The following is a 20,555-nucleotide window of genomic DNA, read 5'->3' on the forward strand; positions in this document are numbered from 1 at the left end:
GGTGTTTTCCGTCACCGTGGCGCTTGGCGCGCTGGCCGGCGCCACCGCCATGGGCGCCGCCTTCGGCCTGGTCCCCGCCATCCGCGCCGCCAGGCTAAGCCCCGTCGAGGCGCTGGCAAGCCAATGATCTTCCCGCCAGCCGTCCTGCCGGACCGCCAGCCTTTCCCCGAACCGCCGCCCCTGCGGCCCCGAACAGGAGAATGACGATGAAACCGAAGACCCGGACCGCATGGCGCATGGCGCTGCCTGCGCTGATGGCGCTGGCGCTGGCCATGCCTGCCGCCGCGCAGGACGCGCCCGCCGAGCCCGAAGCCATGAGCATGGCCCAGTTCGCCCCCGCCGTGATCCGCACCGATTCCATCCCCGGCGCCTACGAGGCCGTGCATTGGGCCGAGGCCGGGCTGGTCTTCGTCGCCTCGGTGCCCAGCTTCGACAAGGGCACGCCGGGCTTCATCCATGTGCTGGACGCCGCGGACCTGCACCCGATCCGGCAGATCCAGCTGCCGCGCCGGCCCTTCGCGCTGGCCTTGGACCGCAGCACCGGGCGGCTTTACGCCGGCAATACGCTGGACGGCTCGCTGACCGTGATCGACGCGAAGGGCGGGCAGATCCTCGACACCATCCAGCTTGGCCAGCCCGAGGGCGAGGGCTTCGAGCATACCCGCATGATCGCGCTGGATGAGGAAAAGGGCCTCGCCTTCGTCACCAGTCCCGGCCAGAAGGGCGTGACCTGGATCGTGGACACCAAGGCGGGGGAACTCTTGCACCGGATCGAGGGCGGGCTCTGGACCGCCGGCGCCGCCTATGACGCGGCTGCCGGGCGCTTCTACGCCAGCGGCGGCGGCATCGAGGAGATCGCGGTGATCGACGCGGCCGGTGCGCGGGTCGGCGCGATCTCGACCGGCGCCACCACCGAGGAAGGGGCCGAGGCCTCGCAGCATTTCCTCGTGAACCTGGCGATCGACGCCGAGGGCCAGCGCCTGTTTGCGGCCGATGCCAACAAGGGCGCGCTTTACGTCTTCGACATCGCCGGGGCCAAGGTGGCCAAGCAGGTTCCGGTCGGCTCCGGCATGCTGGACGTGGCCTATAACCCGGCGCGGTCCGAGATCTACGCCACCTGGCGCGGGGTCGAGCGCGAGAACAAGGCCGGCACCGGCGGCCTGGCGGTGATCGACGCGCAGGATTATGCGGTCAAGCAGCGCATCCCACTGCCCAGCCATCCCAACAGCCTGGAGGTCAGCGAGGACGGCCGGACCCTGTTCGTGACGGTGAAGGCCCCGCATGACAAGGACCACCCGGACTATCGCGAGGGCGCGCTGGATTCGCTGCTGCGCATCGACCTGGAAAGGCTGGGCGAAGGGGGCGAATAAGCCTCGGCCCGCTGGCCGCTTCGCCAGGGCTTGGGATGGTTCCGACCACCGGTCCTCCCGGCGAAGCGGCCGGCCCGGATTTATCGTGGCGGGGCGGGCCTGATCCCGCCCCGGCTCGACCGATCCGATGGGCCGGGATGGACCGGCGATCCGATCCGGCGCCGCCCTGGCCGAGGTTTTCGATCCCGGCGGGGGACGGTGCTTGATGCGTCTTTGGCGGGGTTCCGACGACTGACTGCATTTCGCAGCCACGCGCAGGGCAAGCCTCGCCCCCGAGGGGATTGATCGCCAGGGGACGGCCGCCGGTGGCGAACCTTTCGCCGTCTTCACCTCTTGCGCGTCGGGGCGGTGGTCCTGCGATCACCGGCCTGTCGCGGGCGGCAGGGGAAATCCCGGCCGCAAAGGCCACCGCGCTCCGGCTTCGATGCTTCCACCGCTCCTGTCGCCATGCAGCCGGCCGGTGGCCGCCTTAGACCTCTTCGATCCGCAGCTCGACCGGCTCGCCGGCGATGACGCCGGTGCGGGGCAGGGCCTCGATGGCATGGTCGATGGCCTCGGGCGTGGTCTTGTGGGTGACGATCAGCACCGGCGCCACCCCTTCGGTGCGGGAATGGCCGTATTGCCGCATGCGGTCGATCGAGATGCCCGCATCGCCCAGGACCGTCGCCACCTTGGCCAGCGCCCCCGGCTTGTCGGTCAGTTGCAGGCGGATGTAATAGGCCGCCGGCACCGCCGTGCGCGCCGGCTGCGGGCGGGCCAGCGTCGCCGCCGGCTGGCCGAAGCTTGGCATCCGCACGCCGCGCGCGATCTCGACCACGTCGGACATCACCGCGCTGGCGGTCGGGCCCTCGCCGGCCCCGGCGCCGCGCAGCACGATCTGGCCGACTGCATCGCCCTCGATCACCACCATGTTGGTGCCGCCCTGCAACTGCCCCAGCGGGCTGTCGGCGGGCACCAGGCAGGGCGACATGCGCTGTTCCAGCCCGCGCCCGGTCATCTGCGCCACGCCCAGAAGCTTGATGCGATAGCCCATGTCGGCGGCGCGGCGGATGTCGTCGATGCTGACCCGCTCGATGCCCTCGATCTCGACCGCGTCGAAGCTGGGCCGGGTGCCGAAGGCGATGGCCGACAGGATCGCCAGCTTGTGGCTGGCGTCGATGCCGCCGACGTCCAGCGTCGGATCGGCCTCCAGATAGCCCAGCTGCCGCGCCTCCTCGAAGACCTCCTCATAGGGCAGGCCGGCGCTTTCCATCCGGGTCAGGATATAGTTGCAGGTGCCGTTCATGACGCCCATGACGCGGCGGATCTCGTTGCCGGAAAGCGATTCGGTCATCGCCTTGATCACCGGGATGCCGCCCGCCACCGCGGCCTCGAAACGGATCACCCGGCCATTGGCCTCGGCCAGTTCCGCCAGCTCCTGGCCGTGGATCGCCAGCAGCGCCTTGTTGGCCGTCACCACGTCCTTGCCGGCGCGCAGCGCGGCCGTCACCGCCTCGCGGGCGATGCCCTCGTCGCCGCCGATCAGCTCGACGAAGACATCCACGTCCTCGCGCAGCGCGAGCGCACGGGCGTCCTCTTCCCAGCCATAGCCGGACAGGTCCAGGTCGCGGTTCTTGCGCCGGTCGCGGGCGCAGACGGCGGTGACGGTGATCGGCCGGCCGGCGCGCAGGGCCAGCAGGGCGGCGTGTTTCTGGATGATCTTGACGGTGCCGGTGCCGACCGTCCCGAGGCCAGCGATGCCGAGACGAAGCGGAGAGGCGTTTTGCCCCTGGTTCTGGGCGGACATATGAAACTCTTATCTATGGACGATGCGGTGTTAGCGGATGGCGCGGCACGTTGCAACGCGCATGGCTGCCGGCCGCGGCTCAGGCCTCGTCGTCGCCCGCCCAATAGCCCCGCACGCCGGTCGCCCGCATCACCCGCAGCACGCGGGTGCCGATCTCGACCGTGTCGGCGCGGATGACCTCCAGGTCGGCGATGCCCAGGGGCTGGCGCTGCACCTCGCCCTTGGTGTTGACGAAGGCGGGGTGCCAGCGCGCCTTGTCCTCGGTCGGCCGCCACGAGGCATGGCACAGCAGGTTGCGCTGCAGGCGGATCTCGGCCAGCCGGTCGGTGATGCGGTTGCGGTCGCGCAGGCCGGGATAGCGGCGCATGGCGGCGTCGAGCTGCTCGATCAGCGTGCCCATGGAATCGTCGGCGATCGAGACCATGCGGGTCAGCCAGCTTTGCAGCTCTTCCTCGGTCAGGTCGTCGGCCAGCCGCGCGCGGTCCAGCGCATAGATGGTGCGCTTGATGATCTCCTCGAGCCAGCCGAAATTCGCCACGCATTGCCCCAGGGCTGCGGCGAAATCCGGCGGCAGGGTGTAATGCGTCTCGGGCGGCGCGCCTATCCTGGCCATGATGCACCGATAGGGGCGAGGGGAAGCAGGCCATGGCCCAGGCCCACAGGCCGCGGCCCGCCGAATGCCGCCCGCCGGGGTTCAAGCGGCGCGCGAGCGCGCAGCGGGACCGCATCGGGCGGCAAGCAGGCCACGGCCCCTCGGGGCGCCCCGCGTCTCAAGAAAATGTCTTTGCGGCCGATTTTTCCGTTGCCTGCGATGCCGGTGATCTGCCTGCCCCTGCCGTCGTCCATCCTGTCCCCGCGCTGCCGGGCACGAGTTTTCCATAGCGCCCGGCGGCAGGCAAGCCGGGTCAGAGGATCTTTTGCAGCAGCACCAGGTCCAGCCAGCGGCCGAACTTGCGCCCCGCCTGCGGCACCAGCCCGACCTGGCGATAGCCGATGGCGCGGTGAAAGGCGAGACCGGTGCCGTTCTCGGCCGAGACGGCGGCGATCATGCCATGCGCGCCCCCGGCGCGGGCGTGATCCTCCAGTGCCGCCATCAGCGCCCGGCCGATCCCGCGCCCGCGCGCGGCGGGGGACAGGATCACGGTATGCTCCATGCAATGGGCATAGCCGTTGCCGGCGCGAAACTGGTCATAGCTCGCCAGCCCCAGGACCGCGCCCGCCTCTTCGGCGACCAGGAACGCCCGCCCGGCGGCCCGGCGGCCGGCGATCATCCGCGCCAGCCCCTCTGCCGTCCTCTCCTCGCTGGAAAAGGTGATCGTGGTCTCGCGGATCAGCGGGTTCCAGAACGCCAGGATCGCCGGAATGTCCCCCTCGGCAACAGGACGCAGCATCATTGCCGGGCCTCCCTCACGGCGCCGCCCGTCGGGCAAGGGCCGCGCGCTTCTTCGTTCCCCAAATACCCATGCGGCCGCGACGCCGGGCGCCCCGGCCGCAGGCTTGTCATGCCGCCCGTGCCGCGCGGATCAGGCCGAGGATGTCGCGCGCCGCCGCGGGGATGTTGGTCCCCGGCCCGAAGATCGCCTTCACGCCGGCCTTCTTCAGGAAATCGTAGTCCTGCTGCGGGATCACGCCGCCGCAGATCACGATGATGTCGCCCGCGCCCTGCTCCTTCAGCGCCGCGATCAGCTTGGGCGCCAGGGTCTTGTGGCCCGCCGCCTGCGAGGAAATCCCCACCACATGCACGTCGTTGTCGATGGCGTCCTGCGCCGCTTCCTCGGGGGTCTGGAACAGCGGCCCCACGTCGACGTCGAAGCCGATGTCGGCGAAGGCGGTGGCGATCACCTTGGCGCCGCGGTCGTGGCCGTCCTGGCCCATCTTGACCACCAGCATGCGCGGGCGGCGACCTTCCTCCTCGGCGAAGGCCTCGACGTCGCGCTGGATCTGCGCGAAACCGTCGTCGCCCTCATAGGCGGCGCCATAGACGCCGGCCAGGGTCTTGACCTCGGCGCGGTGGCGGCCGAATTCCTTTTCCATCGCCATGCTGATCTCTCCCACAGAAGCGCGCGCCCGCGCGGCTTCGACCGCGGCTTCCAGCAGGTTGCCGCCTTCCTTCGCCCGGCGCGACAGCTCGGCCAGCGCCGCCTGGCATTTCGCCTCGTCCCGCGTCTCGCGCATCTTGTGCAGCCGCGCGATCTGGGCGTCGCGCACCTTCATGTTGTCGATGTCGAGGATGTCGATCGGATCCTCCTTGGCCAGGCGATACTTGTTCACGCCGACGATCACCTCCTCGCCGCGGTCGATCTGGGCCTGGCGGCGGGCCGCCGTCTCCTCGATGCGCAGCTTGGGCATCCCCGAGGCGACGGCCTTGGTCATGCCGCCCATGGCCTCGACCTCCTCGATCAGCGCCCAGGCCTTCTCGGCCAGCTGCGCGGTCAGGCTCTCGACGTAATAGCTGCCCGCCAGCGGATCGACGACATGGGTGATGCCGGTTTCCTCCTGCAGGATCAGCTGGGTGTTGCGGGCGATGCGGGCGCTGAACTCGGTCGGCAGCGCGATGGCCTCGTCCAGCGCGTTGGTGTGCAGCGACTGCGTGCCCCCCAGCGCCGCCGCCATCGCCTCATAGGCGGTGCGGACCACGTTGTTGTAGGGATCCTGTTCCTGCAGGCTGACGCCCGAGGTCTGGCAATGCGTGCGCAGCATCAGGCTGCCCGGCTTCTTGGGGTCGAATTCCTTCATGATCCGCGTCCACAGCAGGCGGGCGGCGCGCAGCTTGGCCGCCTCCATGAAGAAGTTCATGCCGATGGCGAAGAAGAAGGACAGCCGCCCGGCGAACTGGTCCACGTCCATGCCGGCCTTCAGCGCGGCGCGGACGTATTCGCGCCCGTCGGCCAGCGTATAGGCCAGCTCCTGCACCAGGTTCGCCCCCGCCTCCTGCATGTGATAGCCCGAGATCGAGATCGAGTTGAACTTGGGCATCTCGTTCGAGGTGTATTCGATGATGTCCGCGATGATCCGCATCGAGGGCTCGGGCGGATAGATATAGGTGTTGCGGACCATGAACTCCTTGAGGATGTCGTTCTGGATCGTGCCCGACAGCACGGCGCGGGAATGGCCCTGTTCCTCGCCGGTGACGATGAAATTCGCCAGGATCGGGATCACCGCGCCGTTCATGGTCATCGAGACCGACACCTTGTCCAGCGGGATGCCGTCGAACAGGATCTTCATGTCCTCGACGCTGTCGATGGCGACGCCGGCCTTGCCCACGTCGCCCTCGACGCGGGGGTGGTCGCTGTCATAGCCGCGATGCGTCGCCAGGTCGAAGGCGACCGAGACGCCCTGCTGCCCGGCGGCCAGCGCCTTGCGATAGAAGGCGTTCGATTCCTCGGCCGTCGAGAAGCCGGCATATTGCCGGATGGTCCAGGGCCGGCCGGCATACATGGTGGCGCGCGGGCCGCGGGTGAAGGGCTCGATGCCGGGCAGGCTGTCCAGGTGATCCAGGCTCTTCACGTCCGCCTCGGTGTAAAGCGGCTTGACCTCGATCCCCTCCAGCGTGTGCCAGGTCAGGCTGTCGGGATCGGCGCCTTTCAGCTCCTTGCTGGCGAGCCGGCGCCATTCATCGAGGGCGGCTTTCGTGCTTTCGGTCATCTTGCATCCTTTCCCATGGCCCCTCGGCTCTTATATGAATGAGGAGAAGAGGGGGCGATGAAACTGAAACGGTTGATTTTGCTGGTCGTGGTGCCGCTGGTGGCGGCGATGGGTCCAAGGCCCGAAGGCGAGGCCGACGGCCATCGCCCATATGTCCGCGGCGAAGTGCCCGCCGCGCGCAGCGAGACGGGGACGCCCGCGCGTCCCGAAACGCCTGCGGGCGAATTGACGGTGCTGCCCGCCGCCGAGGCCGATCCGGCCGAGTTCAGGTGGCAGGCCCGGCCGGTGGTGATCTTTGCCGATACCGCCGCCGATCCGGCCTTCATCGAGCAGCTGGCCGCCTTGCAGCGCGACCCGGCGCCGCTGATCGCCCGCGACGTGGTGGTCGTCACCGATACCGAGCCGGCGGCGGCAAGCATCTGGCGCCGGCAATTGCGCCCCGAGGGGTTTTCGCTGGTGCTGATGGACAAGGACGGCCAGGTCAAGCAGCGCAAGCCCGTGCCCTGGTCGGTGCGCGAGATCACGCGGGCCATCGACAAGTTCCCGCTGCGCCTGCAGGAAATCGGCCGCGCCGGCCTGCCGTGACGCGGCATGGCGAAAATCGCAGCGATTCCGTTGCGGGACGGCCGCCCAGGCATTATCTTGGGGACAGGGCCGCACGGATGCCCGGTGACAAGGAGAAGCTCGATGGCCAAAACGCCCTTGCTGCGCGCGACGGAAGAACCCGCCCCGGCGACGGTGTCCGGCCAGCCCAAACCGGGCCCGGTCGCGGCCTCGCTGGCCGAGCGGCTGGCCCGTGCCCGCACCGCCAATGAGATGGCCATCATCGTCGGTCTGAAACCCATCAAAGGCCGCTCCGGTCCGAAGATCGCCTACTGAGGCGGTCGCGCAGTTCCGCCAATTCGCCGGGCAGGGCGGCGGCGATGCGCCCGGCGCTCGTCCGTTCCTCCTGTTGCAGCAATTCCTGAACCGCCCGCTCGCCGCCGAAGATGCTGGCCATGAGCAGCCGCATCGCCTCGTGCCCGGTCTCGCGCGCCGCTTCGGTCAGTCCCAGGTAATCCCCGAACATCTCGACCGCGCGGGCCGCGTCCTTCCTGGCCTGGCTGCGGATCGCCTCGGCAAAGGCGGCCATGACCGAAAGCTGCCGGTAATAGGTCACGACCGGGTCGATGACCGAGGCCGGAAGGACATGCACCTCGTCGAGGATGGCGGCAAAGATCCGGTCGTTGGCCTGGGTCGGGATCACCGGCACCCGGCCGCTGTCGCGCAGGCTGTCCAGCAGCCGCTGCGCCTCGTCCTCGTCCAGCCGCTGCGCTTCCAGCGCCACGACATGGGCGCGGATCTCGGCCAGCAGCGCGCGCTGCACGTCGCCGACCCGCTCGGCGCGCAGCTTGGCGTCGCGCCGGCGGTTCTGGAAGGCGACGACCCACCAGCCCGCGGCGATGAACAGCCCGGCGATCAACGCCTGCTGCGCATGGGGGCTGAGATAGTCGTCCAGAAGCGGCATGGTTCCCGATCCTCGTGCCGGGCGCTGGCGGGCGCCCGGCGGTTTCCCGTCACTCGAACTCGATGATCACGTCATCGACCTTGAGGCTTTCGCCCGGCTTGGCGTTCACGGATTTCACCACGGCCTTCTTTTCGGCGCGCAGGATGTTTTCCATCTTCATCGCCTCGACCGTGGCCAGCGCCTGGCCCTCCTGCACCTCGTCCCCGGCCTCGACATTGATCCTGACCACCAGGCCCGGCATCGGGCAAAGCAGGAATTTCGAGGTGTCGGGCGGCAGCTTCTCGGGCATCAGCCGCGCCAGCTCGGCGGCGCGCGGACGGCGGACATAGGTCTTGAGGTCCGCGCCGCGCACCCGCAGCCGGAAGCCCGAGGGCAGCCGGTCCACCTTCATCACCAGGGGGGCGCCATCGACCGACAGCCGCGCCAGCGACTGGCCGGGCAGCCAGTCGCTTTCGACCCGCAGCTTGCGCCCGTCGATCTCGACCGTCGAGCCCTGGCGGTCGGCGGTGATGCGCACCGGGATCTCCTTGCCGGCGACGAAGACGACCCAATGCTCGCCCACATGGCGTTCATGGTTGTCGAGCCGCCCCGAGATGCGGGTGCGGCGGATCTCCGCGACCCGGTGCATGGCCGCGGCCGAGGCGGCGACGCGGGTGATCTCGGCCTCGGGCAGGGTCGCGCCCAGGAAGCCGTCGGGATATTCCTCGGCGATGAAGGCCGTGGAAATCTCGCCCGAGACGAATTTCGGATGGTCCATCACCGCCGACAGGAAGGGCAGGTTGTGGCCGATGCCCTCGACCTCGAACTCGTCCAGCGCCAGGCGCATCTGCTCGATGGCCTCGGCCCGGCTGGGTGCCCAGGTGCAGAGCTTGGCGATCATCGGGTCGTAATACATGCTGATCTCGCCGCCCTCGTAGACGCCGGTATCGTTGCGCACCCCGGTCGCGGCCGCCGGCGGGTGGTCGCCGGGATGGGCGGGCACCCAGGTGTCGGCGGCCTGCATCGGGCCGGCCGCGGTCTCGGCCGGCGGGCGATAGCGGGTCAGCCGCCCGATCGAGGGCAGGAAGTTGCGATAGGGATCCTCGGCGTAAAGCCGGCTTTCGATGGCCCAGCCGTTGATCTTCAGGTCCGCCTGGGCAAAGGGCAGCGGCTCGCCCGCGGCGACGCGGATCATCTGCTCGACCAGGTCGATGCCGGTGATCAGTTCCGTCACCGGGTGCTCGACCTGCAGGCGGGTGTTCATTTCCAGGAAGTAGAAGTTCTTCTGCGCATCGACGATGAATTCGACCGTGCCGGCCGAGGTGTAGCCCACCGCCTTGGCCAGCGCGCAGGCCTGCTCGCCCATGGCCTTGCGCGTCGCCTCGTCCAGGAAGGGCGAGGGCGCCTCCTCGATCACCTTCTGGTTGCGGCGCTGGATCGAGCATTCGCGCTCATGCAGATAGACGCAATTGCCGTGCTTGTCGGCCAGCACCTGGATCTCGATATGCCGGGGCTGGGTGACGAATTTCTCGATGAAGATGCGGTCGTCGCCAAAGCTGTTCGCCGCCTCGTTCTTCGAGGATTCGAAGCCCTCGCGCGCCTCCTGGTCGTTCCAGGCGATGCGCATGCCCTTGCCGCCGCCGCCGGCGCTGGCCTTGATCATCACCGGATAGCCGATCTGGCCCGAGATCTTCACCGCCTCGTCGGCATCGGCGATCAGGCCCATGTAGCCCGGAACCGTGCTGACCCCGGCCTCCTGCGCCAGTTTCTTCGAGGTGATCTTGTCACCCATCGCCTCGATGGCGGGCGAGGGCGGGCCGATGAAGGTGACGCCTTCCTTCTCCAGCGCCTCGGCGAATTTCATGTTCTCGGACAGGAAGCCATAGCCGGGATGCACCGCCTCGGCGCCGGTCCGGCGGATCGCCTCCATGATCTTGTCGATCACGATATAGGACTGGTTCGCGGGCGGCGGGCCGATGTGGATCGCCTCGTCGGCCATCTTGACATGCAGCGCATTGCGGTCGGCGTCGGAATAGACGGCGACGGTCTGGATGCCCATCTTCTTGGCGGTCTTGATGACCCGGCAGGCGATCTCGCCCCGGTTGGCGATCAGGATTTTCTTGAACATGCTTCTTTCCCTTGGGGCAGATCCCGAACGTGAAAAAGCCGCCCCGGCAGGCTGCCGGGACGGCTGGAAAAAGGCTGGGCCGGCGCGCGCGGGCGCGCCGTCAGCGTGGCGAAGGCGTTATTGGCAAAGCCGCACGTCGTCGCAAAGCGCACCGGCGACGGCGCCGATCGCCGCGCCCTTGGCGACATCATGGCCGCCCACATGGGCAGCGGTTGCGCCGACACCGGCACCGATGATGCCGCGGTCCATGTCGGTCGGATTGATGCCTTGGGTGCAGCCGGCCAGGCCGAACAGACCGAGACCAAGCACGAGGACGAGTTTCTTGGACATCTCGTTTGCTCCGGGATGCGGGCGGTGGCGCGAGCCGTCGGTGCAGCGCCTGCCGCCCTGTTGAAATCAGTAGCGGCGCTGGCAGACGCCGGCGTCGTCGCAGAGCGCACCGCCCGCGGCGCCGATGAGCGCGCCGGTGGCCACGTCACCGTCGATGATCTTTGCCACGGCCGCACCGGCCAGCGCGCCGCCGGCCGCGCGCTGCGCGTCGGGCGAAAGGGTCGAGCCGCCGCCATAGCCCTGTTCGCAGGCGGCAAGGCCGGCGACCAGCAGGACCGCGCCGGAAAGACGAAGGATGACGGATTTTTGCATAGCGTTTTGCCTGTATTATGGACCCGCTTCCGGGCCGTTGGTGATAGAGGTGCGCACAATATTGCACGCGCCAACCCCGGAAGAAACTGACAACGGTGTGAAAAGACAAGACTACGCGGCAATCCGCCCATCCTTCGGCCGGCCATCAGTCTTCGTCCTCGTCGTCCCAGTCGCCCTCGTCCCAGCCGGCATCGTCCCAGTCGAACTCCGGGGCGTCCTGGGCGAAAAGCTCGGGAAAGCTTGCCTCGGCGCGCTTCATGTCGACGCGCAGCAGCTGGTCGTAATCGGTGGGATCAAGCTTGCCGACCGCGATCACCTCGCGGCCGATCAGCCAGGACAGCCGCCCGGCATCCAGGTTGCCGCGGGCAAAGGGTTCCTCGCCGAAATGCTGGATCAAGGCCGCCAGGAAGGCGGTATCGGCGCGGCGGTCGGCCGGCTTGCGGTCGCGATAGCGCTCGCGCCGGACCAGGGGTGTCGCGCCCTTCTTGTTGGCGCGGCGGATGATGAACTGGAAATCGGTGCCGGGAAGGCGGCCCGGAAAGCCGCGATGCTTCAGCATGTCTTGCCCCCTTGCAGGATTGCGTTGTCGCGCGGGGGCCGGGCGGAACGCAGATGGCGCGGGCCGCCAGGCAGCCCGCGCGCGGCCAATGGCTTAGTTGGCGCCGTATTTGCCCTGGAAAACAGGCTCGGGCTGGACCGGAATCGGGGCGACTTCCGGCTCTTTCTTGGCGCAGGCTGCGGCGAGGCCGACCAGGACGAGGGCGAGTGCAAGCTTTTTCGACATGTCGTCGTGCTCCTGTGATGCGGGACCGACAAGTCCCGACTGCTCGGTTGAGATTCGGCCGCCTCATGCGACCGCGGCGGCATGATAGCCAGCGCCGCGAAGCGCCGACAGGCGCGTTGAGGCCGCAGTCGTGCGGGTGCCTGGCGCTGTGGCAGGCTTGCATCAGGGTGGCAAAGGGCGGGCATCACCGCAGACATCACCATGGCTCCCATTCGCAGGCGTCGCGGTCGGGCGGCAGGCCGAACGCCTCGAAGACCTGCACCGCCTCGGGGTCGAAGGCGCCAAAAGGAATCTCGCGGTCGGCCAGGCTGATGACGATCTGGCTGGGCCGCGGCGCGGGGGCGGCGATGCGGGGCAAGGCCCAGTTCTCGCACAGCCAGACGATGTCCTCATGCACCGGATCCTGGGCCAGCACATCGGGCGCGGCGGGCAGGACCGGGGCGCCGACCAGGGCGTCGGCGGCCTCTTCGTCGGCCGGGTCGGGAAGGTCCGCCTGGGCCAGATCCTCCAGCGTGGCCGGGTCGATCAGCCCGTCATCGGCCTCGTCCTCCCAGGCCTCGTCGCTTTCGGTGTCGATCTCGATCGGCGCGCGCGCCTCGTCCGGCGCAAAGTCCGAGGCGGGACCGACGGTCGCGGGCACGCGCTGCGCCAGGTCGGGCATGACGAAGCGAAAGCGATAGGTCAGGCCCATGCCGCCGGAATTGTCGTGGCGGGTCTCCAGCCAGCGCACCACCGCGCCCGAGGGCAGGGTGATGTCCGCCCCCGGCTCTTGCGCGAGGGCGGCGCCGGCCAACCCGGCCAGAACGGCCGAGGGCACCAGCGCAAGGCCGATCACCGCAACTCCCGACATGTTTCCTCCCTCGGTCTCCCGCCGTTACAGCGGGATGTTGTCGTGCTTCTTCCAGGGGTTCGACAGCTTCTTGCCGCGCAGGCTGGCAAAGGCGCGCGCGACGCGGCGGCGGGTCGAATGCGGCTGGATCACCTCGTCGATGAAGCCTTTCTCGGCGGCGACGAAGGGATTGGCAAAGCGGTCCTCGTAATCCTTGGTGCGGTTGGCGATCTTGTCGGTATCGCCCAGCTCGCTGCGATACAGGATCTCGACCGCGCCCTTGGCGCCCATCACCGCGATTTCCGCCGTGGGCCAGGCATAGTTGAAATCGCCGCGCAGGTGCTTGGAGGCCATGACGTCATAGGCCCCGCCATAGGCCTTGCGGGTGATGACGGTCACTTTCGGCACCGTCGCCTCGCCATAGGCAAAGAGCAGCTTGGCGCCATGCTTGATGACGCCGCCATATTCCTGCCCGGTGCCCGGCAGGAAGCCCGGCACGTCCACGAAAGTCAGGATCGGGATCTCGAAGGCGTCGCAGAAGCGCACGAAGCGCGCGGCCTTGCGGCTCGAGTCGATGTCGAGGCAGCCGGCCAGCACCATCGGCTGGTTGGCGACGACGCCGACGGTCTGGCCCTCGATGCGGATGAAGCCGGTGATGATATTGCCGGCGAAATCCTTCTGGATCTCGTAGAAATCGCCCTCGTCCGCGACCTTCAGGATCAGCTCCTTCATGTCGTAGGGCTGGTTCGGGTTGTCGGGGATCAGCGTGTCGAGGCTGGATTCGACGCGGGCCGGGTCGTCGAAGAACGGCCGGCTCGGCGCCTTTTCGCGGTTGTTGAGCGGCAGGAAGTCGACCAGACGGCGGATTTCCGACATGGCCTCGACGTCGTTTTCGAAGGCGCCGTCGGCGACCGAGCTTTTCTTGGTATGGGTCGAGGCGCCGCCCAGCTGTTCGGCCGTCACCACCTCGTTCGTCACCGTCTTGACCACGTCCGGGCCGGTCACGAACATGTAGCTGGTGTCCTTGACCATGAAGATGAAGTCGGTCATCGCCGGCGAATAGACCGCGCCGCCGGCGCAGGGGCCCATGATGACGCTGATCTGCGGCACCACGCCCGAGGCCATGATGTTGCGCTGGAACACGTCGGCATAGCCGGCAAGGCTGGCCACGCCCTCCTGGATCCGCGCGCCGCCGGAATCGTTCAGCCCGATCACCGGCGCGCCGTTCTGCACCGCCATGTCCATGATCTTGCAGATCTTCTGCGCATGGGTTTCCGACAGCGAGCCGCCGAAGACGGTGAAGTCCTGCGAGAACACATAGACCATGCGGCCGTTGATCGTGCCCCAGCCGGTGACGACGCCGTCGCCATAGGGGCGGTCCTCCTCCATGCCGAAATCGGTCGAGCGGTGGCGGACGAACATGTCGAATTCCTCGAACGACCCCTCGTCCAGCAACAGCTCGAGCCGCTCGCGCGCGGTCAGCTTGCCGCGGGCGTGCTGGGCGTCGATGCGCCGCTGCCCGCCGCCCAGCCGCGCATCGCGGCGGCGCGATTCCAGTTCGCCCAGGATGTCCTTCATGAGCCGTCTCCCTTTCCGGTTTGGCGCAAACTACCGGCTTGGCGCGGGTGCGGGAAGCGGAAAGGCGAATATTTGCAAAATATGCTAGATAATTTCGCTGCAAACAGCAAAATTGCTAAAACCCTTGACGCGGGCAAGGGCAAGAGCCATGCCGCTGCCATGGGACTCGTCATTGATCTTGCGGCCGTCGTGGCCAATTGGAAAGCGCTCGCGGCCAAGGCCCAGGGCGCGCGGGCGGCGGCGGTGGTCAAGGCCGACGCCTATGGTCTGGGCGCGGATCGCGTGGCCCCGGCGCTTTACGCGGCGGGGGCGCGGGATTTCTTCGTGGCGCTGGCCGGCGAGGGGCGGGCGATCCGGCCGCTTCTGCCCGAGGATGCGCGCATCTTCGTGCTGTCGGGCCATATGGAGGGTGCGGACCTGGCCGGGCTGATCCCGCTGCTGAACAGTCCCGAGCAGTTCTTCCGCGACCGGGCGCTGCGGCCGCGCGGGCCTTTCGGCATCCAGCTGGACAGCGGCATGAACCGGCTGGGGATCGAGCCCGGCGAATGGGCCGCCATCCGCACCGAGGCCCTGGCGGCCGGCCCGGCGCTGATCATGTCGCACCTGGCCTGCGCCGACGAGCCGGACCATGCGGCCAATGCCCAGCAACTCGCCACCTTCCGCGCCATGACCGAGGGCGTGGCCGTGCCGCGCTCGCTGGCCGCGACGGGGGGCATCCTGCTGGGGCCGGACTATCATTTCGACCTGGTGCGGCCGGGCATCGGGCTTTACGGCGGCGAGCCGTTCGGCGATGCGCAGCCCGTGGTCACGCTGGCCTTGCCGGTGATCCAGACGCGCGAGGTGCGCCCCGGCGAATCCGTGGGCTACGGCTATGCCTGGACGGCCGCGCGGCCGTCGCGGGTGGCGACGGTGGCGGCGGGCTATGCCGACGGGCTGGCGCGGGCCCTGGCGCGGGACGGCAAGCTGACGCTCTGGTCGGGCGAGCGCGCCTGCCCGGTGATCGGCCGCATCTCGATGGACCTGATCACCGTCGACGTGACCGACCTGCCCGACGTGCCCCCGGCGCTGGAGATCCTGAACGCGCGGCAGGGCGTGGACGCCCTGGCGGCGCTGTCGGGCACCATCGGATACGAGATCCTGACCTCGCTGGGCCGGCGCTACGAGCGTCGCTGGCTGTGAACCCGGCCCGGCTGACCGGCAGGGCGGTGATCGGTCTGACCCGGCTGACCGGGCGGGTGACGATCTTTGCCCTGCGCGGCCTGGCCGGCATCGGGCAGCATCCGGCGGAACTGGCGCGGCAGGTCATGCAGATCGGCTGGCTGTCGCTGCCGGTGGTCGGGCTGACGGCGCTGTTCACCGGCGCGGCGCTGGCCTTGCAGATCCATTCCGGGGGCGAGCGGTTCCAGGCCGGCGACGTGGTGCCGGCCATCGTCGCCATCGGCATGGCGCGCGAGCTTGGCCCGGTCCTGGGCGGGCTGATGGTCGCGGCCCGCGTCGCCAGCGCCATCGCCGCCGAACTGGGCACCATGCGCGTCACCGAACAGATCGATGCGCTGGTGACGCTGTCCACCGATCCCATGGGCTGGCTGGTCTCGCCCCGGCTGTGGGCGGCGCTGCTGTGCGTGCCGGTGCTGGTCGGCGTGGGCGACGTGATCGGCATCATGGGCGGCTGGCTGATCGGGGTGAATGCGCTGGGGTTCAACTCGGCGATCTACCTGTCCAATTCCTGGGCCTATCTGGAAAGCTGGGACGTGGTCTCGGGCCTGCTGAAGGGCGCCGTGTTCGGGCTGATCGTGGCGCTGTCGGGCTGCTGGTTCGGCATGACGGCGGCGGGCGGTGCCGCGGGCGTCGGACGGGCCACGACCAATGCCGTGGTCGCCGCCTCGGTCGGCATCCTGGCCGCGAATTTCGCGCTGACGGGGCTGTTCTTCTGATGCTGGCGGTGCGCGGGATTTGCAAAGCCTATGGCGCCAAGCGGGTGCTGGACGGGGTCGAGCTGGACCTGGCCCAGGGCGAAAGCCTGGTGGTCATCGGCGGCTCGGGCACCGGGAAATCGGTGCTTTTGCGCTGCATCCTGGGGCTGGAGACGCCCGATGCCGGCGCGGTCTTGTGGCAGGGCCAGCCGCTGGCCGGCCGGCGCGCCGCCTTCATGGAGGGCTTCGGCATGCTGTTCCAGAACGCGGCGCTGTTCGACAGCCTGCCGGTCTGGCGCAACGTCGCCTTTCGCCTGCTGCGGACCATGCCCAAGGCGCGCGCCCGCGCCATTGCCATCGAAAAGCTGGCCCGCGTCGGCCTGGGCCCCGAGGTGGCGGATCTTTACCCGGCGGAACTCTCGGGCGGGATGCGCAAGCGCGCCGGGCTGGCCCGCGCCATCGCCGCCGACCCGAAGGTGATCTTCTTCGACGAGCCGACGACCGGGCTGGACCCGATCCGGGCCGCGGCGATCAATGCGCTGATCCGCGGCATCGTCGACGAGACCGGCGCCACCGCCATCACCATCACCCATGACATGAGCTCGGTGCGCGCCATCGCCGACCGGGTGGCGCTGTTGGATCGCGGACGGGTCCGCTGGCAGGGAGGGGTGGCGGAAATGGACGCGGCCGAGGACGATTACCTGCGTGATTTCGTCGCAGGGCGCGCCCGGCCCATGGCGCGCGGGCCGCAGGCGTGATGTCCGTTTTTTCGCCGAATCGACGGCAAATCCGAAACTGCGGGCCCGCACCCCTTGTGCGAATCCCGCTCAGTTGCAACCATGAGTTACTGAGAACCCCACCTCGGAGACGAATTTGGGTCTGACCCCTACGCATCCCGCGACCGCGACCCCCGGCGAAACCCTGCTGGAATTTCACGACAACCGGCTGCTGATCGACCTCTGCGGCCCGCATGACCGCTATCTCGCGCGGATCGAGGAGGCGCTGAAGGTGCATATCCTGCGACGCGGCAACCTTCTGTCCGTCGTGGGTCCGGTCGAGGCCCAGGCCGAGGCGGCGCAGGTGCTGCGCGCGCTTTACGCCCGGCTGGAGCAGGGCCGCCCGGTCGAGATGGCCGAGGTCGAGGCGGCGCTGCGCATGGGGGCCGAGACGGTGGTCGACGGCCCCAGCCCGGCCGAGCAGCTGGAGATGTTCCAGACCGGCCCGATCGAGCTGCGCACCCGCAAGAAGACCGTCGAGCCGCGCACCGATGCGCAAAAGGACTATGTCCGCGCGCTGTTCGCCAACGAGCTGGCCTTCGGCATCGGCCCGGCCGGCACCGGCAAGACCTATCTGGCGGTGGCCGTGGGCGTGACCATGCTGATCGGCGGCCATGTGGATCGCATCATCCTGTCGCGCCCCGCCGTCGAGGCGGGCGAGCGGCTGGGCTTCCTGCCCGGCGACATGAAGGAAAAGGTCGATCCCTACATGCAGCCGCTCTATGACGCGCTGAACGACTTCCTGCCGGCCAAGCAGGTGCAGAAGCTGATGGAGGAAAAGCGCATCGAGATCGCGCCCCTGGCCTTCATGCGCGGCCGCACGCTGTCGAACAGCTTCGTGGTGCTGGACGAGGCGCAGAACGCCACCACCATGCAGATGAAGATGTTCCTGACCCGGCTTGGCGAGGGCTCGCGCATGGTCGTCACCGGCGACCGCACCCAGATCGACCTGCCGCGCGGCGTGCATTCCGGCCTGGTCGAGGCCGAAAAGATCCTCAAGGACATCAAGGGCATCAGCTTCAGCTATTTCACCGCCAAGGACGTGGTGCGCCATACGCTGGTCGCCCGCATCATCGAGGCCTATGACGCCGAGGCCGAGGCGGCGCTGGCCCGCGGCGAGATCTTCGACGAGCGCGGCCAGCGCATCCCGCGGCGCGAGCCGCGGCTGGCCTCGGGGGGGCAGGGCGATGCCTGACAGCGCCGATGCGCCCAACGAGGCGCTGGAGATCGTCGACATCGTGCTGGAGGACGACCGCTGGGAGGACGCCGGCCTGCCCGCCATGGCCGAGCGCGCGGCGCGCGCGGTCGGCGAATGGCTGGATCTGGGCGCGTTCCAGATCGTCGTCATGGGCTGCGACGACGCCCGCATCGCCGCGCTGAACGCCGAGTTCCGCGGCAAGCCCAAGCCGACCAACGTGCTGAGCTGGCCCGCGGTCGAGTTCGATGCGCGCCTGCCCGGCGCCCATCCCGAACCGCCCGAGGTCGAGGAACTGGGCGACATCGCCATCGCCTACGACACCTGCCTGCGCGAGGCCGAGGCGCAGGGCAAGCCCTTCGCCGATCACGCCATGCATCTGCTGGTCCATGCCATGCTGCATCTTGCAGGCTATGACCATATCGACGACGAGGATGCCGAAACCATGGAGGATGCCGAACGCTCGATCCTGGGCAAGCTGGGCATCCCCGACCCTTACCTGGAACATGAGACATGACCAACGACCGAAGTCCCGACACGCCCGTTTCCGCCGAACCCGCCTCATGGGCGGATGGCACAGGCGGGGACGGGCGTGACCTGCCGCAATCGCGCGGCTTTCTGGGGCGCATCCTGGGCGCATTCGGCGGCGGCGAGGCCGAGCCGGCCGGCGCCGAGGCCCGCGACAGGGGCCCTGCCGCCCCGCCGGCGGGCGTTCCGGGGATGGTCAACCTGCGGCGGATGCGCGTCGACGACGTGGCCGTGCCCAAGGCCGAGATCGTCGCCGCGCCGGTCACGGCCACCCTGCCCGAACTGGTCGAGATGTTCCGCGAACACGGCTTTTCCCGCATCCCGGTGTTTCGCGGCACGCTGGACAGCCCGCTGGGGCTGATCCACCTGAAGGATCTGGCGCTGAAATACGGCTTCGGCGCCAAGGCTCCGGTCAAGTTCGCGCTGCGCCCGATGCTGCGGCCGCTGCTTTACGTGCCGCCCTCGATGCCCATCGGCGTTCTCCTGCAGCAGATGCAGCAGAAGCGCATCCACATGGCGCTGGTGATCGACGAATATGGCGGGGTGGACGGGCTCGTCACCATCGAGGACCTGATCGAACAGGTCATCGGCGAGATCGAGGACGAGCATGACGAGATCGAAGGCGGCCTGGTGATCCAGGAACAGCCCGGCCAATGGCTGATCCAGGCCCGCGCCGCGCTGGAGGATGTCGAGGCCCAGACCGGCCTGCGCCTGGCGACCGACGAGGAAGAGGAAGAGATCGACACGCTGGGCGGGCTGATCTTCATGCTGACCGGCCGCGTGCCGGTGCGCGGCGAGGTGATCCCGCATGAAAGCGGCGCCGAGTTCGAGATCATCGACGCCGATCCGCGCCGGGTCAAGCGGGTGCGGCTGCGGTTGCCGCAACCCGAGCCGCCACCCCCGGCCGAAGGCTGAGCCGGCTCAGAGCCCGGCGAAGGCCGGCGCATGGACGATGCGGCTGCCTGCGGGCAGCCGCGGCCCCAGCGCCATCAGATGCGGCCCGGCATAGGGCGATTCCAGGTCGGCCGGGACAAAGCCGAAGCGGCGGTAATAGGCCGGATCGCCCAGCACCACGATGGTATGGTCGTCGAATGCCGCCAGGGCGGCGCGGACCAGCGCCGTGCCGATGCCGCGCGACTGCACGGCGGGATGCACTGCCAGCGGCGCCAGCGCCAGGGCCGGCCCCTCGGCCGCCAGCGGCGACAGGGCGATATGGCCGATCACCGTGCCCTCGGCCTCGGCCACCAGCGACAGCGCAAGGTCGCCCGCCCCGCGCAGGGCCTCGACCAGCCGCGCCTCGGCCGGGCCGTCGAAGGCGCGCGCCAGCAGGTCGGACACCGCGGCGCGATCATGCGCCAACTCGGCCCGGATACGCGGCAGGGGATCGCTGCGGGTGAAATCGCGCCCGATGCCGTGGCTCTCGCGGCCCCAGCGGCTATGTTCCAGCCGGGCACGATGCGCTTCGAAAGCCTCGTCGCCGGCGTAAAGCTCGTTCAGTTCCCAGACCAGCGGATCCTCGGACTGCCACAGGTCGAAGCGCAGGTTGCCGGGTTCGGCCCGGCTCAGCGCGACATGCTCGGTCAGCAGGTCCATGGCCAGCATCATCTGGGCCGCATCCTTGCAGATCAGCCGGCCGGTCAGCGAGACCAGCGGTTTTTCCAGGGGGATCTCCTCGCCGCCCAGGATGGGCGGGGGGGCGTGGTTGTGGTTCTGTCCGCAGGCGCAACTCATGGCAAGATCCTCGTCGTGAACAGGCCGCAACGATGGACGACGGCGGCTTCCCGCGGCCGGAACCGTTAGCAGCGATAACCTTATCGGGCGGCATTGCGCCGTCCTTGTCAATTTGCAAAGCCGCGCCTTGCCCCGAATGCGGCCCCTGAAACGAAAAGGGCGGC

22 protein-coding genes are annotated in these 20,555 nt (G+C 68.9%); 9 read left to right on the top strand and 13 right to left on the bottom strand.

What is annotated here, in order from left to right; all coding sequences use genetic code 11:
* Positions 1–206: 206 nt before the first annotated feature.
* Positions 207–1,370: a YncE family protein gene (locus tag IT40_RS14090; RefSeq protein ID WP_036756448.1), complete on the top strand. Its 1,164-nt coding sequence runs from the start codon at positions 207–209 to the stop codon at positions 1,368–1,370.
* Positions 1,371–1,839: 469 nt separating this feature from the next.
* On the opposite strand, the gene IT40_RS14095 is transcribed toward IT40_RS14090, so the two are convergent.
* From IT40_RS14095 to scpA, 4 genes are all read right to left on the bottom strand, one after another.
* Complete coding sequence (locus tag IT40_RS14095; protein ID WP_036756311.1) at positions 1,840–3,156, bottom strand: homoserine dehydrogenase; 1,317 nt, start codon at positions 3,154–3,156, stop codon at positions 1,840–1,842.
* A gap of 79 nt (positions 3,157–3,235) precedes the next feature.
* Positions 3,236–3,769 carry a hypothetical protein gene (locus IT40_RS14100; protein WP_036756314.1) on the bottom strand — a complete coding sequence of 178 codons (534 nt, stop codon included), beginning with the start codon at positions 3,767–3,769 and terminating at the stop codon, positions 3,236–3,238.
* 292 nt (positions 3,770–4,061) lie between these two features.
* On the bottom strand, positions 4,062–4,547 hold the full coding sequence (locus IT40_RS14105; protein WP_036756449.1) for a GNAT family N-acetyltransferase: 486 nt from the start codon (positions 4,545–4,547) through the stop codon (positions 4,062–4,064).
* Between the two features lie 109 nt (positions 4,548–4,656).
* Positions 4,657–6,801, bottom strand: a complete 2,145-nt coding sequence (gene scpA / locus IT40_RS14110) for a methylmalonyl-CoA mutase (protein ID WP_036756318.1) — start codon at positions 6,799–6,801, stop codon at positions 4,657–4,659.
* Between the two features lie 57 nt (positions 6,802–6,858).
* Here scpA and IT40_RS14115 point away from each other — a divergent pair, with 57 nt between their 5' ends.
* Together IT40_RS14115 and IT40_RS28655 are read left to right on the top strand one after the other, a co-directional pair.
* The gene (locus IT40_RS14115; protein ID WP_036756322.1) at positions 6,859–7,386 is read left to right on the top strand and encodes a DUF4174 domain-containing protein; all 528 of its coding nucleotides are present in this window, start codon (positions 6,859–6,861) and stop codon (positions 7,384–7,386) included.
* Between the two features lie 102 nt (positions 7,387–7,488).
* Entirely contained in the window at positions 7,489–7,680 is a 192-nt protein-coding gene (locus IT40_RS28655) for a hypothetical protein (RefSeq protein WP_036756324.1), read from the top strand.
* Here IT40_RS28655 and IT40_RS14125 read toward each other — a convergent pair.
* The 8 genes from IT40_RS14125 to IT40_RS14155 all read right to left on the bottom strand — a co-directional run bounded on the left by IT40_RS14125 (position 7,646) and on the right by IT40_RS14155 (position 14,248).
* On the bottom strand, positions 7,646–8,308 hold the full coding sequence (locus tag IT40_RS14125; RefSeq protein WP_036756327.1) for a hypothetical protein: 663 nt from the start codon (positions 8,306–8,308) through the stop codon (positions 7,646–7,648). The two genes, IT40_RS28655 and IT40_RS14125, sit on opposite strands and share 35 nt — an antisense overlap.
* Positions 8,309–8,357: 49 nt before the next feature.
* Positions 8,358–10,415: an acetyl-CoA carboxylase biotin carboxylase subunit gene (locus IT40_RS14130; protein ID WP_036756329.1), complete on the bottom strand. Its 2,058-nt coding sequence runs from the start codon at positions 10,413–10,415 to the stop codon at positions 8,358–8,360.
* 117 nt (positions 10,416–10,532) lie between these two features.
* Positions 10,533–10,745, bottom strand: a complete 213-nt coding sequence (locus IT40_RS14135) for a hypothetical protein (protein ID WP_036756331.1) — start codon at positions 10,743–10,745, stop codon at positions 10,533–10,535.
* A 66-nt stretch (positions 10,746–10,811) separates the two neighbouring features.
* Positions 10,812–11,057, bottom strand: coding sequence for a hypothetical protein (locus tag IT40_RS14140; RefSeq protein ID WP_011749921.1), 246 nt, complete (start codon positions 11,055–11,057; stop codon positions 10,812–10,814).
* Between the two features lie 145 nt (positions 11,058–11,202).
* Complete coding sequence (locus IT40_RS14145; RefSeq protein WP_036756333.1) at positions 11,203–11,616, bottom strand: hypothetical protein; 414 nt, start codon at positions 11,614–11,616, stop codon at positions 11,203–11,205.
* Positions 11,617–11,709: 93 nt separating this feature from the next.
* Entirely contained in the window at positions 11,710–11,841 is a 132-nt protein-coding gene (locus IT40_RS30495; RefSeq protein ID WP_255469682.1) for a hypothetical protein, read from the bottom strand.
* 196 nt (positions 11,842–12,037) lie between these two features.
* A complete protein-coding gene (locus IT40_RS14150) occupies positions 12,038–12,691 on the bottom strand; it encodes a DUF6497 family protein (RefSeq protein ID WP_036756336.1) in 654 nt (217 codons plus the stop codon).
* Positions 12,692–12,715: 24 nt separating this feature from the next.
* Entirely contained in the window at positions 12,716–14,248 is a 1,533-nt protein-coding gene (locus IT40_RS14155) for an acyl-CoA carboxylase subunit beta (RefSeq protein WP_036756338.1), read from the bottom strand.
* Positions 14,249–14,407: 159 nt separating this feature from the next.
* Between IT40_RS14155 and alr the strand changes: the two genes are divergently transcribed.
* From alr to IT40_RS14185, 6 genes are all read left to right on the top strand, one after another.
* Positions 14,408–15,427, top strand: coding sequence for an alanine racemase (gene alr, locus IT40_RS14160; protein ID WP_036756342.1), 1,020 nt, complete (start codon positions 14,408–14,410; stop codon positions 15,425–15,427).
* Positions 15,424–16,182, top strand: a complete 759-nt coding sequence (locus IT40_RS14165; RefSeq protein ID WP_036756345.1) for an MlaE family ABC transporter permease — start codon at positions 15,424–15,426, stop codon at positions 16,180–16,182. Before alr ends, IT40_RS14165 begins: the two co-directional genes overlap by 4 nt.
* Entirely contained in the window at positions 16,182–16,919 is a 738-nt protein-coding gene (locus tag IT40_RS14170; protein ID WP_036756347.1) for an ABC transporter ATP-binding protein, read from the top strand. Before IT40_RS14165 ends, IT40_RS14170 begins: the two co-directional genes overlap by 1 nt.
* Before the next feature lie 115 nt (positions 16,920–17,034).
* Entirely contained in the window at positions 17,035–18,132 is a 1,098-nt protein-coding gene (locus IT40_RS14175; RefSeq protein WP_036756350.1) for a PhoH family protein, read from the top strand.
* Positions 18,125–18,649 carry an rRNA maturation RNase YbeY gene (gene ybeY, locus IT40_RS14180; RefSeq protein ID WP_052095945.1) on the top strand — a complete coding sequence of 175 codons (525 nt, stop codon included), beginning with the start codon at positions 18,125–18,127 and terminating at the stop codon, positions 18,647–18,649. Before IT40_RS14175 ends, ybeY begins: the two co-directional genes overlap by 8 nt.
* Complete coding sequence (locus IT40_RS14185; protein WP_036756353.1) at positions 18,646–19,575, top strand: CBS domain-containing protein; 930 nt, start codon at positions 18,646–18,648, stop codon at positions 19,573–19,575. The genes ybeY and IT40_RS14185 overlap by 4 nt, the downstream gene beginning before the upstream one ends.
* A gap of 6 nt (positions 19,576–19,581) precedes the next feature.
* Here IT40_RS14185 and IT40_RS26785 read toward each other — a convergent pair whose 3' ends face one another.
* Positions 19,582–20,391, bottom strand: coding sequence for a GNAT family N-acetyltransferase (locus IT40_RS26785; RefSeq protein WP_052095947.1), 810 nt, complete (start codon positions 20,389–20,391; stop codon positions 19,582–19,584).
* Positions 20,392–20,555 lie beyond the last annotated feature (164 nt).

Source organism: Paracoccus versutus (genome assembly GCF_000763885.1).
Taxonomy (GTDB): Bacteria; Pseudomonadota; Alphaproteobacteria; order Rhodobacterales; family Rhodobacteraceae; genus Paracoccus; species Paracoccus versutus.

Excerpts from the sequence above, each read along its gene's own strand:
- IT40_RS14150 (WP_036756336.1), bottom strand. The coding sequence starts at position 12,691 with ATGTCGGGAGTTGCGGTGATCGGCCTTGCGCTGGTGCCCTCGGCCGTT.
- IT40_RS14155 (WP_036756338.1), bottom strand. The coding sequence starts at position 14,248 with ATGAAGGACATCCTGGGCGAACTGGAATCGCGCCGCCGCGATGCGCGG.
- IT40_RS14185 (WP_036756353.1), top strand. The coding sequence starts at position 18,646 with ATGACCAACGACCGAAGTCCCGACACGCCCGTTTCCGCCGAACCCGCC.
- IT40_RS14140 (WP_011749921.1), bottom strand. The coding sequence starts at position 11,057 with ATGCAAAAATCCGTCATCCTTCGTCTTTCCGGCGCGGTCCTGCTGGTC.
- IT40_RS26785 (WP_052095947.1), bottom strand. The coding sequence starts at position 20,391 with ATGAGTTGCGCCTGCGGACAGAACCACAACCACGCCCCCCCGCCCATC.
- IT40_RS28655 (WP_036756324.1), top strand. The coding sequence starts at position 7,489 with ATGGCCAAAACGCCCTTGCTGCGCGCGACGGAAGAACCCGCCCCGGCG.
- IT40_RS14090 (WP_036756448.1), top strand. The coding sequence starts at position 207 with ATGAAACCGAAGACCCGGACCGCATGGCGCATGGCGCTGCCTGCGCTG.
- IT40_RS14125 (WP_036756327.1), bottom strand. The coding sequence starts at position 8,308 with ATGCCGCTTCTGGACGACTATCTCAGCCCCCATGCGCAGCAGGCGTTG.
- IT40_RS14145 (WP_036756333.1), bottom strand. The coding sequence starts at position 11,616 with ATGCTGAAGCATCGCGGCTTTCCGGGCCGCCTTCCCGGCACCGATTTC.
- IT40_RS14105 (WP_036756449.1), bottom strand. The coding sequence starts at position 4,547 with ATGCTGCGTCCTGTTGCCGAGGGGGACATTCCGGCGATCCTGGCGTTC.
- IT40_RS14135 (WP_036756331.1), bottom strand. The coding sequence starts at position 10,745 with ATGTCCAAGAAACTCGTCCTCGTGCTTGGTCTCGGTCTGTTCGGCCTG.
- alr (WP_036756342.1), top strand. The coding sequence starts at position 14,408 with ATGGGACTCGTCATTGATCTTGCGGCCGTCGTGGCCAATTGGAAAGCG.
- IT40_RS14170 (WP_036756347.1), top strand. The coding sequence starts at position 16,182 with ATGCTGGCGGTGCGCGGGATTTGCAAAGCCTATGGCGCCAAGCGGGTG.
- IT40_RS14115 (WP_036756322.1), top strand. The coding sequence starts at position 6,859 with ATGAAACTGAAACGGTTGATTTTGCTGGTCGTGGTGCCGCTGGTGGCG.
- IT40_RS14100 (WP_036756314.1), bottom strand. The coding sequence starts at position 3,769 with ATGGCCAGGATAGGCGCGCCGCCCGAGACGCATTACACCCTGCCGCCG.
- ybeY (WP_052095945.1), top strand. The coding sequence starts at position 18,125 with ATGCCTGACAGCGCCGATGCGCCCAACGAGGCGCTGGAGATCGTCGAC.
- IT40_RS14130 (WP_036756329.1), bottom strand. The coding sequence starts at position 10,415 with ATGTTCAAGAAAATCCTGATCGCCAACCGGGGCGAGATCGCCTGCCGG.
- IT40_RS30495 (WP_255469682.1), bottom strand. The coding sequence starts at position 11,841 with ATGTCGAAAAAGCTTGCACTCGCCCTCGTCCTGGTCGGCCTCGCCGCA.
- IT40_RS14095 (WP_036756311.1), bottom strand. The coding sequence starts at position 3,156 with ATGTCCGCCCAGAACCAGGGGCAAAACGCCTCTCCGCTTCGTCTCGGC.
- scpA (WP_036756318.1), bottom strand. The coding sequence starts at position 6,801 with ATGACCGAAAGCACGAAAGCCGCCCTCGATGAATGGCGCCGGCTCGCC.